The sequence below is a fragment of the Paenibacillus sp. An7 genome, from assembly GCF_009870785.1.
In the GTDB taxonomy this organism is placed as follows: Bacteria; Bacillota; Bacilli; order Paenibacillales; family Paenibacillaceae; genus Paenibacillus.
Map to the genome: position 1 here is coordinate 361274 of NZ_WTWX01000001.1, position 12671 is coordinate 373944.

Sequence of the window (12671 nt, forward strand, 5' to 3'; positions counted from 1 at the left end):
TTACAACTAGGAAACCTTTGCTGATTTAATATAACTTTCTAGTTGTTCCCGGCTGTTGACGAGTCCTTTATGTCTGATGACGCCCTGCGAATCGATTGCATAAGCATAAGGAGTCACTTGAACATCCAGCTGATGAGCAAATTCGGAACTTACTAGAACGACTTCATTCTCATACTCCATTTGATGAGCATAATCCTCGGCCAGTTCTGCTGATGAGAATAACATAAGAACCGGCTGCACCTCATACTCTTTTGCGATCAGCTGAAAATCAGGCAGAATTTCGGCACATTCCCTACACGTTGGTGAGCCAAATAACATCAGAGCGGGGCTTCCCTTCAGTTCCTCTGTTGACCACAGCCTGCCATCTAGATGAGGGGTTGTGGCTGCCGGAAGCCTCTCGCCAACAGGAATACCGGACTGATTTACTCCTCGCGCGGTCCCCATAATCATGATGCCGAGTTGTCTGAACAAGATCAGATTGAGAATCACTAACGGAACAACGAGCAGCCATAAAATCGCATAGGACACCCAAAAGAACGTAGACATGAGAAAAACACCTTCTACTTCGTTATTTTTTCAACATAGATAGCGGCTATAGCGCGGTAAGCGCGAATCGCATAGATTGCATCCGGCACTCCAACCACACAAACGAGTGCAACTATCATACATAGAACTTCCATCATGAGACCTTCCAGTGATAAAGATAATGGTAGTTCCTTCGTCTGCAACCAGCGGCTTATGAATATAAGGAGAGAGATGACAGCTAGAATCCCATTACCAGCGGCAAGTCGGTAGCTTAGTTTAGATGCAATCTGTGAACCAAAACACCCGCAATCGATCCTTCCATTACGCTGTAAATAATAGAGAACGCCGATCCCTTGAATAAGATAAAGAATAGACAAACTAAGTAATCCCATAGCGGTTGATATTGTAAAAAGGATCGTAACCGAGATAAACTGCATTACGATTAATAATAGATGGATCTGGGAATTACCTGGGAAATGATGCGGATCACGGAAGATCTTACTCCATATATAGCTGACTATAGAAAAGAGCATGGGAAGTGTTAGTAAAATAGCTGTAAGATCATACATGATCATCAGGTCTCCTTCGATCTTGGACTAGTTCATGAAGATAAGAATAATGGAACCTATAAGAAGTATGTAAGAAGCGAATAGCCGCATGGCTGTAAGCGCTGTGTGTCTGAACACCCTTTTCTTAAGCATCTGATAGACGAAAGACCTGATAAAAGGAAGACTGAACACCATCCCTCGAACCAATCCAAAACAAAAACCCGCCGTTACACTTAGCCACCAGGGTGCAGAAAATAAAGAGATGAGCACATAGCAATGGAATAATACGCCTGCCTGCAAAGTAATAAAGCCCATACCCAGAATATTTCCCCATAGCGCTGCTGTGCGGTATCCTGCATCTTTAATCCAGACAGACGGTACGATAAAGTTACCGGAAGGTAACAGCCCTGCTTTGTTCCACAGTTCAAGTCCAATAAAAAGAAGGAAAATAAGGATAATAACAGGCTTATAATACAAGTCCAGTTGAGCTCCTTTCAGTAAAAAGTTTGCTCCGCCAATTATTAATCCGGTTAACAAACCGCCAAGTGTACAGAAAAAAATATAGACTACTGCATACTTCATTTTGCTCACCTTTGTACTCTCAAGGCTTCCCAGCACATTGAGTCCACATGTCGTATCCACACTTGATATTGCTGCCGCCACAGCAAAAACAAATAATAAGAAGGTCAACAACTTTGCATCTCCCCTTATTTCATATGGTTAATTACTTCCCTTACTCATCGTATGAGTTGTAGAATGAAATTAGCCTTAAATCAGAAAAAAACAAAGCAAAGAAGAAACAAAAGGTCTCTTCGTATGCTTTGTTTTGGAATTGTTTTTAAAAATGTGATCTACGGTATATTCGGCATTCTTGGTCAATTCCTCCTGTTCCATTCTCAAAACAAAAAGAGCTATCTTTTCTTTCCCATTGATTGACAATCAGCTGAACCCTTTACTATAGTAGTCTGATATAAAAAAGCACTTTATTACTTGAAAGGAAGAAATCTTCATGAGTTTACCTCTGCTTAAGCAAGCCCGAACAGCTGACGAGGATTCGTTTGTACAGGGTGTAAAAGACTGTGTCCCCACTTTGCTGGGATATATGAGCATCGGATTCGCTTTTGGAATCGTAGGCATCTCCTCTGATCTAAGCATTCTTGAAGTCGCCTTATTATCTATCCTTGTCTATGCGGGATCAGCACAGTTCATTATCTGCGCGCTCCTTGTGACAAGTACGCCCGCTTCAGCGATCATATTGACTACTTTTATCGTTAATTTAAGGCACTTTCTACTGAGTCTAACCGTTGCACCTTATTTGACCCGTTACTCGCTTCCACAAAACATTGGTTTTGGAGCATTATTAACGGATGAAACATTTGGTGTGGCTGCAAGCCGGATTGCCGGACAGGGTGAACTTAATAATCGGTGGATGAACGGTTTAAATATTACCGCGTACCTATGCTGGATCGCTGCTTGTACGCTAGGAGCCCTTTCAGGTCAGTGGATATCTAATCCTGAAGCGCTCGGGCTTGATTTTGCTCTTGTCGCTATGTTTGCGGCTTTATTAGTATTACAGTTACAATCCACTCCAAAAAACAAACTGACGCACCGCTTGTCCCTGGTTCTATATATGATCATTTCAATGATTATTCTCTCTTTCCTGCTTCCTTCTCATATCGCCGTACTCATTTCAACCATTGTTGTGGCAACCATTGGGGTGGTGACAGATCGATGACGATAAGTATGAATATGATTTGGCTGATTGTGGGATGTATGATCGTTACCTTGCTTCCACGCATCATTCCTTTTATCTTTGTGCGTAGTGTTCAGATGCCTGAGGTCGTCCTAAAATGGCTTTCTTATATCCCGGTATGCATTCTGACAGCGCTTGTTACCGAAAGTATGCTGCAAGATACGGGCAGCCTGCTTCGTTTTAACTGGCATGTAGTAATTGTCCTCATTCCATCCGTCATTACTGCTATATGGACAAAAAGTCTCTCTCTCACCGTCATTATTGGTGTTGCCTGCATGGCTTTACTTCGTTTCATAATGTAATACATAATCTATAGAATCAATTTCACAACTTTTTGCTTCATTATTAAAGAAACCGTTATATTTACGTTAACGATGTGTAATGTATAAATAATATTTCGTTCAGGAGGTAAGACATGTTGCACAAAATTGAACTAAATACATCCAAAAGAGATGAAATGAGAGATATTACTCGGGAAGTGCAGTCTTATGTACGTAAAAGTGGGATTGCAGATGGCTTAGCCGTCATCTACACCTCGCATACAACTGCTGGGATTACCATTAATGAAAATGCTGATCCCGATGTGAAGCATGATGTACTTATGAGACTGGATGAAGTTTATCCTTGGAATCATCCAAAATATCGGCACGCGGAAGGCAATACAGCCTCCCATCTGAAGGCAATAACGACAGGAACATCTCAGACGGTTATTATACAGAATGGGGAACTACTGCTTGGAAGATGGCAAGGGATCTATTTTTGTGAATTTGATGGACCGCGTAACCGGGATTGTTATATTAAGATCATGGAAGGTTAACGTTGTTACATACGAAAGGCAGTGAGGTGACCTCACTGCCTTTCTCTTTTTCTCGAAAAGAATCAATACGATTCTAACCTGACCTGATAACAAACATTAATCCGAATAAAGTTGTCCATTAAATGTCTCCGGTCCTACACGTATCGTACCGAGTAGATTCGAGATGACATAAGCAGAATAGGTCAACTGCGGAGTGATGGGTGGATTAAAATCTGTTGCAGTAAAGTTAATAATCTGTGGAGCTAATAAGCTGAGGTCAAATGTGGAAGTTGCAGAATATACGATGGGGTCTGTCGGTGCTGTCCCTCTCACAATTCTTATCGTAATACCTGCTAAAGCAAGCGGAACCTGTACAGAAATCGTCCCACTGAATACCACACGTGGATTGGCTCCTACACCAGCTGTTAACAGTCCAATTTGGCCAAACAATTGCGGGGTATTAAGCAGAAGAATAGGGATGGATATCGAGTTTGATGTTGAAGCATTCTGGGATGTTCTTGAATCTATAAATTGGCTCATACGTTCTCTACCTCCTATTTCTTGAGATAGATTATCATATGCTTGGCCCCGCAATTTGGAATAAGCGGTTTAACTAATTATCTAGGTTGATCGAATGCGTCTATAATACAACCAAGTTCTAATAGTGAAAGAGCCTAGAATTAAAACAATCAAAACACTGAGCAGTGACTGAAAAATTTGTGATGAATCAAAATTTTGAATGTTTCCCCATAAATTATATGATCCTATTCTCATTGAATATAAGGTTACAACTGGTATAAATATGAAAGAGTAGGTAAGTGCGACCCGTTTAGCATGTTTTAATTGATGAAATTTATCACTGTAGAGTTGCGGCGGCTTCTCATCCCTTGCATATTCATGACTCCATAAGGTCCATTGCTGAAGATGGAGAGAAGTATAATAAATCAGCTTCCAACCCGCCTCTTTGTGAAAGGTATAGTAATCTTCATTAACATAGTTTTGATAATCTGCACAATAACTTACTTTACGGGGAGTCCCCTTTTTAAAATAAAAAGTACTTCCTGTTTTCCCCACATAATATAAATGGAGCCCATCTTCCTCCAATGTCTCCAGCCATTTTTCAAGTTTATCCGGCGCATAAGTCCAAGTATACCTTCGCTTTACTACGATTTGCCCTGAGCATCTTAGCCGCTTTATTTCATCCCTACTCGGTCTTTCTTCCTCTTGTCTGCTCTCTTGTGAATAATTATTCTCTAGTGAACGATTGCTTTCACCAAGCAACCTCTTATTTGCCCCCTTTATCTTGGTAATAGAGTAAAACGAAAGTGCCCATAGTATGATTCCTATTCCTGCGAAGAGGAAGGTGATCATCCAAAGAGGGCTTTCCGCAAAACCAAACTGAACGTTGGAGGATAAAACCAACCCTATTAGCAAGTAGAACAAAACTATTACTGTTAAATAAATAAAGATACTCCCAAACAGAAACATGATTTTTCTATTATGTTTGATTATGTTTTCACGTACAGGATAGCTTTCAATCTCAGTTGAAGGTTTATCATTAGCCGCTACATACCAGTTTCCACTCTGCAAAATCATGGCCCATCCATTACGTGTTAAGAAACTGGACAATGACTTCTGTTTCATTTTATCGAACCCTATCTTGTATAACCTTTTTCTCTGTTCCCCTTGCCGAAATATAAAATATCGAGTGAACCGATTGATTTCTACTAATTCATGACCTTTCTCCGACATCGATGAAAGCCATTCCTCTGTTTTCTGCACATCATAACTCCAAAAAGGTTTATATACTTTTATTTTCACTAAAAAACCTCCTGTATCTCAGCGCGTTATCATGTAACTCTTCAAGTCTGCTGATCTCAGCTGTGATTAGCGTCCTGCCTAAATCAGTCACTTCATAAACCGTCTTTCTTTCCTCATCGGCAAACACCGTTATAATGCCATCTTTCTGCATTTTGGTTAACGTTCCATATACCGTGCCCGAACCTAAGCGAATTCTTGAACTCGATATGTCTTCTACATGTTTTACAATTCCATATCCATGTCTTGGCTCTGCTAAGGAGAGCAGAATATAAAATGCCGTCTCTGACATAGGCAGATACTTTTTTAGTATTTTTTCGATAGCCAGACTGCTTTCCTCCTTTTACTAATACCCATGCAGCTAAAAATAAAATGAATATGTCATACCGTGATTGTATCACAGCGTGACACACTTATGGATATTATTTACAAAAAAGGCTGCTGATTGTAATCAATCAACAGCCTTTTCGGTAGTAACCTATTCACTTGAATTTACGCTTGGACTGAAGAAGCTTAACGATAAGCTCTTCCATCTCCTTATCTGGCAATGCGTCGGCAAGTGCTTTTTGAAACGTAAGTGTAGCCTTATTCACTTTTTCTTGACCAATCTCTGTCAGCGCCGTATATACACTTCTCCGATCTTCTATACAAGCATGCCGTGCAAGCGCCCCGCATCCTTTGTTCTCGAAGCGTGCTACGAGTCGCGACATAGCCGACTGGCTGAGTCCCACCATGGATTCAAGCTGCTGCAATCGCAACTTCTTCATGGGTGCTTCCGATAGGAACAAAAGCATATAATATTCATTCAGCGATAAATCGTGCTTTTCTTGTAACTGTTGTTCAAGTGTATTCTCGATATTCGTTATCATTTGAGTTAGCGACTGCCAGTTCGAGATCAAGTCATTCATAAGATTTGATTCCATATTGTAATTTCCCTTCAGGATAATAAATGTACCCATGTAACGACAAAACAATCAATAACTGTAGTATAACAAACATTAAGAATGAACACGAGTTACAATACATTCTCTGCTTATTTCAATCGGAATCCCATTTTGTACTGCTCAGGAAGTTCTATTTCTTTTCTTAACTGCTCTGCCGCATTTAAAGTCCAGTAGGGGTTCTTAAGCATAGCCCGGCCAACAGCAACAAGATCTGCATCTTCGTTACCAATAACCGCATTCGCAAGTGCAGCATCATCTAGTCTACCTACAGCAATGACAGGGATATCCACATTTTGTTTGATCGCTCTTGCTAAAGGAACCTGATATGCAACATGCGTGCCCGGACGTCCTGCTGCTGTAATCTGGCCTTCTCCCCCCGCACTTACATGGATCATATCTACTCCAGCTTCTTTATAAGCTTTGCTGAACTCGATACTATCTTCAATACGATAGCCGCCTTCAACAAATTCGGTTCCTGAAATACGCATGATCAGCGGCATACTCTCCGGCATTTCACTTTTCACTGCACGAATGACTTCAACCGCAAATTGATTACGATCCTGTCCGTATTCATCCGTTCTTTTATTCGTAATCGGTGATTGGAACTGATGAATAAGGTACCCATGCGCTCCATGAAGTTCAATTGTGTCAAATCCAGCCTGCACAGCACGGCGTGCCGCAAGACGGAATTTCTCTACCATTGCTTTGACTTCTTCTGTTGTTAGTTCTCTTGGTGTCTTCCAGCCCTCATCAAAAGCGATAGGTGAAGGAGCGACAGGTGGATTTGCATCCTCCGCTTTACGTCCTGCATGAGCAATTTGAATGCCGATTTTTGAACCATAGTGATGAACATCTTCTACAATTTTAGCGAGTGGCGCAATCTGTTCGTCGGACCATAGTCCAAGGTCATAATCACTTATTCGTCCATCCGGCTCCACATCTGTCATCTCAACGATAATCAGACCCGTACCTCCAATTGCACGGCTAACATAGTGAGTATGATGCCAATCGTTTGCTACTCCATCTTTTTTGGTAACTGAATATTGACACATCGGGGGCATAACCACCCGGTTTTTAAGATCTAATCCTTTGATCTGATACGAACTAAATAAATCTAACATATATACTCTCTCCTTTTTTACATTTCAGGTATGAAGCATTGCGTTCCAACAAACACCTTACATTTAAATTAATTAATGTATGCACATGCATGAATATTACTACATCCTTTTTTCAAAGTCAATAATGACGAATCTAACCCCTATGTGAATCAATTTCATAACTCATTAAAACGAAAAATTTGTAACTATATATAGACAAATAGAACCATTTTGATCTATATATACCCCTGATTAAAGCAACTAAAGGTATTATGAAATTGATTCATGTTAATAAACAAATTCATTACGTAATGAATCATCATGGAATAAAAAAAGAGCTATCAAATGTCCCTGAGCAGGTACCATTTAATAGCTCTCATTACACTCAATCTTTTACATTCTAAAACAATGCGACTTGTTCTGCGGAACAAGTAAGTAGAATTTTAATAAATTAACAACCAAAGATATAAACCAAGCAGTGTGATAAATAAAGTAGGAATCGTGATGAGAATACCAGTCTTAAAGTAGGTTCCCCACGAGATACGGATTCCTTTTGCAGAGAGAACATGCAGCCATAACAGTGTCGCAAGAGAGCCAATCGGTGTTATCTTTGGACCGAGATCGGATCCAATGACATTCGCATAGATCAATGCCTCTTTTATCGTTCCCGTTACTTCGGCTGCATCGATGGCAAGTGCACCAATCATAATTGTAGGCAGATTGTTCATAACAGAAGAAAGAATGGCAGCAATAAAGCCCATTCCCATCGTCGCTGCAAAGAGTCCATTCTGCACAATAACCTCTATCACCTGTGCCAAGATATCGGTTAATCCGGCATTCTTAAGTCCATAAACAACGACATACATTCCTACGGAGAAGAACACGATGTTCCAAGGTGCACCTTTAACGACTTCTTTTACGGGAACGACTTCGCTTTTCCTAGCTGCAATTAAGAATACCATAGCAATAAGAATGGCTATAAAGGAGACCGGTATACCGATAAACTCGCTCGTGAAATAGCCGATTAATAGAAATGCAAGAACAATCCATGAAATTCGGAATAATCTTACATCTGCTATGGCTTCAGAAGGATTTCGGAGATGAGTAGAGTCATAATGCTTTGGAATGCTTTTACGGAAAAATAGATAGAGAACACCGATACTTGCAGCTAATGAGAACAGATTAGGAATAATCATTCTTCCTGCATATTCAGCAAAGCCTATTCCAAAATAGTCTGCAGACACAATGTTAACAAGGTTGCTCACTACAAGCGGAAGTGAAGTCGTATCCGCAATAAATCCACTCGCAATAATAAATGGAAAGATCTTCTTCTCATCAAAATGTAAAGCACGAACCATAGCAAGAACGATGGGCGTCAAAATAAGTGCTGCCCCGTCGTTAGCAAAAAAAGCTGCCACCATCGCGCCAAGCAAACTGATGTAAATAAACATGCGAACGCCATTACCATTAGCGGCTCTTGCCATGTGTAAAGCAGCCCATTCAAAGAAACCGATCCGGTCGAGTATTAACGAAATTAGAATGATCGCAATAAACGCCAGTGTCGCATTCCATACGATCTGAGTCACATCCCACACATCATGTAAATCAACCACTCCAGCGAGCAAAGCAATAACAGCTCCCCCGCAGGCAGACCAGCCAATCGATAGATTTCGAGGCTGCCATATGACCAAAATCAGCGTTACAATAAAAATAATTAAAGGTATAAATACCAAGTTCACCTTACGCCCCCCGCTACAAATTCTTGTTGTCTAAATTTCAACGAATTAGCTCTATGAGATCATTATTATATAGGAATATGATTATATATTACAGAAAATTTTTATTCTTTTGGGTCACATTCGGATCGTTGTTCGCTGATGCCTTTCACGCGGAGTAAAGCACTTCCACTGGGAAGTTGTTCAAGTACTGCAGAAATATAAGGCTTATCCTCAATAAATAGAGAGTAATAAATCCATTGCCCGCGCCTTTCCTCTCTTACGATGCCGAGAGATTTCAACTTCCTGAGATGCTGACTTATCGCTGGCTGGGACATTTCAAAAATATCAACGAATTCACATACACACCATTCCCGCTCTTGTAGGAGTAATAACATTAGCAATCTTGTTTTATCACCAAGCAACTTTAGACGATCAGCAGCTAAATTTAGTTCTTCTATATTCATATTTCCATTCCCTCCTTACCCTATTAGAATGAGAATCCGAAAATACTAGATTTGCAATTATGACTAATCATATACAAACCTTTAGCACATGACAACTACATAAGGAATGGAATGCCCTACTGCAAAATACATTGAAAAGAAGTGAACGTGTTAATCAAAATCTGAATAAGTTATTTAAAAAAAGAAAGACAGCCTTTACGTTACTTCTTCGGGATCTTAAAAAGGAATTTATTCAAGTCTTGAGGAGGTTGGCAAGGTTATGAAAAATCCAAATACCCCTGTATCTATTTTGACTGTCCCCTTTGATCTTGGAGCGAGTCAGCGAGGAACAAAACTAGGACCAGAAGCCATTTTGAAGGCTGGGCTTGTAAACAAACTTCATTCTCTCCAAATGAGACACACGATCCAAGAAGTTCACTTCCCCCCTTTTATAGAAGAAAGTAATTCAAGTTCCCCACGATTAAACCACCTGAACGAGAATATAGGGGTCCATTCCAAACTTGCTGACGAGGTATACCGTATATCTAAAAATGGAGCTTTCCCCCTTATCCTTGGCGGAGATCACAGTATTGCGATTGGAACGATCAGCGGACTTAGAAAACACCATCAGAGTCTAGGAATCATCTGGATGGATGCACATTCAGATTTAAACACGCCGCTCACTACTCCTTCTGGTAATATTCATGGCATGTCTTTAGCGGTCAATCTAGGAATGGGAGATCCAGAGCTTACATCCATTGGTGGCATAAAATCGTCCATCGACCCCAAAAATGTCGTTATCGTAGGAGCAAGATCAATCGATCGTGGAGAGCGAGAATTCATCCGTAGAGAAGGCATTACTTGCTTTACGATGCATGATATTGACAAACTTGGTATGGCGCATGTCATGCAAGAAGCCATTCGTATTACCTCGTCTGGAACAGATGGTGTCCATCTTTCTTTTGATATTGACAGTATAGATCCGCAGATTGCTCCGGCGACAGGTACACCGGTCCCTGGAGGGCTTAGTTACCGGGAAGTCCACCTTGCTATGGAAATGCTCTACGAATCCAGCATTCTTACTTCAGCTGAAATCGTAGAGAACAATCCTCTTTTTGACGATCATGAGCGTTCTTCCGAGCTCCTTGTCGGTCTTATTGGATCACTTCTTGGTGAACGTATACTCTAGACATAAAGAAGAACAGCGTTCCCCATCGGGAAGCTGTCCTTTTTATTGTTTATATTATGCGGGATTGGGGTCTTTTGTTTTCTTCGACTTTGAACCAGGAAGTGATATTGCTTCCGTATTCCCTATTCCTTGATCTACCGGATACATTTTACGGAACAAAAGTGTCTGGAAAATAAGGAATGTACCGCCTGCCATCCAGTACAGCGGGATTGCTGCAGGTGCAGTCACTGAGAAGAATGCCATCATAATCGGTGAAATGTAGCCCATTATGGCCATTTGTTTCTTCTGTTCTGCTGGCATTCCTTGCATAGATATCCGAGATTGAAGCAAGTAAATGGCAGCTACAATGAGTGCCAAGATCATATCTGGTTCCCCAAGTTTAAACCATAAAAACGAGTGACTGCTCATATCCGGCATAAGCCGAATCGCAGTATACACTCCCGAAAGGATCGGCAGTTGAATTAATATAGGCAGACAGCCAATATTAAGCGGGTTAAACTGATGCTTTTTATAAAGTTCCATCATTTCTTGCTGCATTTTTTGCTGACTGGCTGTATCTTTCTTGTTCTCATAGCTTTTTTTCAGCGCATCGAGTTCAGGCTGCATTGCCTTCATCACAAGTTTCATTTTCTGCTGTGATTTCGATTGGCGCATCATGAGCGGAAATAATAACAGCCGAACGATGAGTGTCAGCGCAATAATGGCCAGTCCATAACTGCCGTTAAACCATCCCGCCAAATGCTGTGTGATATAAGAAATCGGAAAAACAATATAGTGATTAAAAAACCCTGGTGTTGTACTGCTGATTTCACTCACATTAGAGCTGCAACCCGAAAGTAAAAACACCGCTAGTAAACTTGCTAGTATAGCGTAAATCCGCACCGTCCGTTTTTGAATAGGAAAGAATCCTTTTGTCTTTGTCATGTATATCCTCCTCGTTATTGTGTTTTGCATCGTTCAATAACGAGGAGTGGTACTTATCAGAATCATCATCAGGCGATATTTTATATCTTCGAAGGAGCAAAATGACGGATGTTACAAAAATATCGGCATCCGTCGGCATCGGTTCTGGAACATATTCAGGCCACACGGCTTCGCCTTGCACACCAAGTCTACGAAGTTCACCTGAAAGATGTAACAATGAAATACAAGTAACAGTAAAAATCAGACCGATCGATACTAAATAGGGAATAAAATCATGAAGTTCTTGAAGCTCAAACCATAACAAAAGGATTCACCTCCTTTACCTACTATTATTATATCCTTTTTACAGATGAATAATGGTATCAATTTCATCAATTTTATAACAATAGACATATAAATATTTTGTGAAAACCAAAAAAGCAGACACCCCTCTGCTTTGACCCTCAGGAGTTCTCTGCTTTTTACGATTGTATTCATTTTTATAATGTGAATCTCTATCTCTCTACAATCACTATTGGGCTTACTCTATTCCTGGTATGACCTCTATTTTTTAATTATACCGGAATGGTCTTTCTACAGTAGGTTCTCCATGTCTATACAATTGGTTTCTCCCTTAACTTTACATGTGTACCATACGTAGGAATTGTTGTGTTTCTCCTGCCCCATCATTTACTTCTGCATCAAACATTCCTTGGTCAGCCCAGCAAGCTCTGCACTCCTCTTCTGTAGTACAAAATGTTGCATCTTCACAAGTATAACAGTACATGAGTAAATTCCGGGTTACTTGGTCATTTTCGATTGTTGCTTTCATTTCTCTCATCTCCTTGTTTTATCTCTTGAATTCAATTTAACATGAGAAACAGGAATTGTTTGTGATTATTTTCACATTATTAAAAATATCACTGTGTTTTTT

Annotated in this window: 17 protein-coding genes; 4 read left to right on the forward strand and 13 right to left on the reverse strand. The window is 40.4% G+C overall.

Translation table 11 applies throughout. The features are described from left to right. Positions 1-6 precede the first annotated feature (6 nt). From GQY27_RS01555 to GQY27_RS01565, 3 genes are read right to left on the reverse strand one after another with little or no spacing between them, the layout of a single operon-like run. Entirely contained in the window at positions 7-546 is a 540-nt protein-coding gene (locus tag GQY27_RS01555) for a TlpA family protein disulfide reductase (RefSeq protein WP_160031751.1), read from the reverse strand. Between the two features lie 14 nt (positions 547-560). Beyond that, on the reverse strand, positions 561-1094 hold the full coding sequence (locus GQY27_RS01560; RefSeq protein ID WP_160031752.1) for a MauE/DoxX family redox-associated membrane protein: 534 nt from the start codon (positions 1092-1094) through the stop codon (positions 561-563). Positions 1095-1121: 27 nt separating this feature from the next. Then, entirely contained in the window at positions 1122-1766 is a 645-nt protein-coding gene (locus GQY27_RS01565) for a hypothetical protein (protein ID WP_160031753.1), read from the reverse strand. Between the two features lie 316 nt (positions 1767-2082). Here GQY27_RS01565 and GQY27_RS01570 point away from each other — a divergent pair, with 316 nt between their 5' ends. The 3 genes from GQY27_RS01570 (at position 2083) to GQY27_RS01580 (ending at position 3643) form a co-directional block, all read left to right on the forward strand. Then, positions 2083-2808 carry an AzlC family ABC transporter permease gene (locus GQY27_RS01570; RefSeq protein ID WP_160031754.1) on the forward strand — a complete coding sequence of 242 codons (726 nt, stop codon included), beginning with the start codon at positions 2083-2085 and terminating at the stop codon, positions 2806-2808. Continuing rightward, entirely contained in the window at positions 2805-3128 is a 324-nt protein-coding gene (locus GQY27_RS01575) for a branched-chain amino acid transport AzlD family protein (protein ID WP_160031755.1), read from the forward strand. Before GQY27_RS01570 ends, GQY27_RS01575 begins: the two co-directional genes overlap by 4 nt. Before the next feature lie 113 nt (positions 3129-3241). Next, on the forward strand, positions 3242-3643 hold the full coding sequence (locus tag GQY27_RS01580) for a secondary thiamine-phosphate synthase enzyme YjbQ (RefSeq protein ID WP_160031756.1): 402 nt from the start codon (positions 3242-3244) through the stop codon (positions 3641-3643). Between the two features lie 96 nt (positions 3644-3739). On the opposite strand, the gene GQY27_RS01585 is transcribed toward GQY27_RS01580, so the two are convergent. From GQY27_RS01585 to GQY27_RS01615, 7 genes are all read right to left on the reverse strand, one after another. Then, positions 3740-4162: a hypothetical protein gene (locus GQY27_RS01585; protein ID WP_160031757.1), complete on the reverse strand. Its 423-nt coding sequence runs from the start codon at positions 4160-4162 to the stop codon at positions 3740-3742. Between the two features lie 81 nt (positions 4163-4243). After that, positions 4244-5443 carry a DUF2812 domain-containing protein gene (locus GQY27_RS01590; protein WP_160031758.1) on the reverse strand — a complete coding sequence of 400 codons (1200 nt, stop codon included), beginning with the start codon at positions 5441-5443 and terminating at the stop codon, positions 4244-4246. After that, positions 5424-5732 carry a PadR family transcriptional regulator gene (locus tag GQY27_RS01595; RefSeq protein ID WP_160031759.1) on the reverse strand — a complete coding sequence of 103 codons (309 nt, stop codon included), beginning with the start codon at positions 5730-5732 and terminating at the stop codon, positions 5424-5426. Before GQY27_RS01595 ends, GQY27_RS01590 begins: the two co-directional genes overlap by 20 nt. Positions 5733-5922: 190 nt before the next feature. Continuing rightward, positions 5923-6363, reverse strand: a complete 441-nt coding sequence (locus tag GQY27_RS01600) for a MarR family winged helix-turn-helix transcriptional regulator (protein WP_160031760.1) — start codon at positions 6361-6363, stop codon at positions 5923-5925. A 110-nt stretch (positions 6364-6473) separates the two neighbouring features. After that, on the reverse strand, positions 6474-7505 hold the full coding sequence (locus tag GQY27_RS01605) for an NADH:flavin oxidoreductase/NADH oxidase (RefSeq protein WP_160031761.1): 1032 nt from the start codon (positions 7503-7505) through the stop codon (positions 6474-6476). Positions 7506-7927: 422 nt separating this feature from the next. After that, the gene (arsB, locus tag GQY27_RS01610) at positions 7928-9217 is read right to left on the reverse strand and encodes an arsenic transporter (protein ID WP_160032028.1); all 1290 of its coding nucleotides are present in this window, start codon (positions 9215-9217) and stop codon (positions 7928-7930) included. A gap of 107 nt (positions 9218-9324) precedes the next feature. Then, on the reverse strand, positions 9325-9660 hold the full coding sequence (locus GQY27_RS01615) for an ArsR/SmtB family transcription factor (RefSeq protein ID WP_328802936.1): 336 nt from the start codon (positions 9658-9660) through the stop codon (positions 9325-9327). A gap of 265 nt (positions 9661-9925) precedes the next feature. On the opposite strand from GQY27_RS01615, the gene rocF reads away from it, so the two are divergent. Further along, positions 9926-10834 (forward strand): arginase, encoded by a 909-nt coding sequence (gene rocF / locus GQY27_RS01620; RefSeq protein WP_160031763.1) that lies wholly within the window; start codon positions 9926-9928, stop codon positions 10832-10834. Positions 10835-10888: 54 nt separating this feature from the next. On the opposite strand, the gene GQY27_RS01625 is transcribed toward rocF, so the two are convergent. From GQY27_RS01625 to GQY27_RS01635, 3 genes are all read right to left on the reverse strand, one after another. Beyond that, entirely contained in the window at positions 10889-11758 is an 870-nt protein-coding gene (locus GQY27_RS01625) for a membrane protein insertase YidC (protein WP_160031764.1), read from the reverse strand. Continuing rightward, positions 11652-12062: a hypothetical protein gene (locus GQY27_RS01630; RefSeq protein ID WP_160031765.1), complete on the reverse strand. Its 411-nt coding sequence runs from the start codon at positions 12060-12062 to the stop codon at positions 11652-11654. Before GQY27_RS01630 ends, GQY27_RS01625 begins: the two co-directional genes overlap by 107 nt. Positions 12063-12377: 315 nt before the next feature. Next, positions 12378-12569 carry a hypothetical protein gene (locus GQY27_RS01635; RefSeq protein ID WP_160031766.1) on the reverse strand — a complete coding sequence of 64 codons (192 nt, stop codon included), beginning with the start codon at positions 12567-12569 and terminating at the stop codon, positions 12378-12380. Positions 12570-12671 lie beyond the last annotated feature (102 nt).

What these genes read in the sequence shown, in the direction of transcription:
- GQY27_RS01555 (WP_160031751.1), bottom strand. Translation starts at nt 546, where the DNA reads ATGTCTACGTTCTTTTGGGTGTCCTATGCGATTTTATGGCTGCTCGTT.
- GQY27_RS01560 (WP_160031752.1), bottom strand. Translation starts at nt 1,094, where the DNA reads ATGTATGATCTTACAGCTATTTTACTAACACTTCCCATGCTCTTTTCT.
- GQY27_RS01570 (WP_160031754.1), top strand. Translation starts at nt 2,083, where the DNA reads ATGAGTTTACCTCTGCTTAAGCAAGCCCGAACAGCTGACGAGGATTCG.
- GQY27_RS01575 (WP_160031755.1), top strand. Translation starts at nt 2,805, where the DNA reads ATGACGATAAGTATGAATATGATTTGGCTGATTGTGGGATGTATGATC.
- GQY27_RS01580 (WP_160031756.1), top strand. Translation starts at nt 3,242, where the DNA reads ATGTTGCACAAAATTGAACTAAATACATCCAAAAGAGATGAAATGAGA.
- GQY27_RS01585 (WP_160031757.1), bottom strand. Translation starts at nt 4,162, where the DNA reads ATGAGCCAATTTATAGATTCAAGAACATCCCAGAATGCTTCAACATCA.
- GQY27_RS01595 (WP_160031759.1), bottom strand. Translation starts at nt 5,732, where the DNA reads ATGTCAGAGACGGCATTTTATATTCTGCTCTCCTTAGCAGAGCCAAGA.
- GQY27_RS01600 (WP_160031760.1), bottom strand. Translation starts at nt 6,363, where the DNA reads ATGGAATCAAATCTTATGAATGACTTGATCTCGAACTGGCAGTCGCTA.
- GQY27_RS01605 (WP_160031761.1), bottom strand. Translation starts at nt 7,505, where the DNA reads ATGTTAGATTTATTTAGTTCGTATCAGATCAAAGGATTAGATCTTAAA.
- rocF (WP_160031763.1), top strand. Translation starts at nt 9,926, where the DNA reads ATGAAAAATCCAAATACCCCTGTATCTATTTTGACTGTCCCCTTTGAT.
- GQY27_RS01625 (WP_160031764.1), bottom strand. Translation starts at nt 11,758, where the DNA reads ATGACAAAGACAAAAGGATTCTTTCCTATTCAAAAACGGACGGTGCGG.
- GQY27_RS01635 (WP_160031766.1), bottom strand. Translation starts at nt 12,569, where the DNA reads ATGAAAGCAACAATCGAAAATGACCAAGTAACCCGGAATTTACTCATG.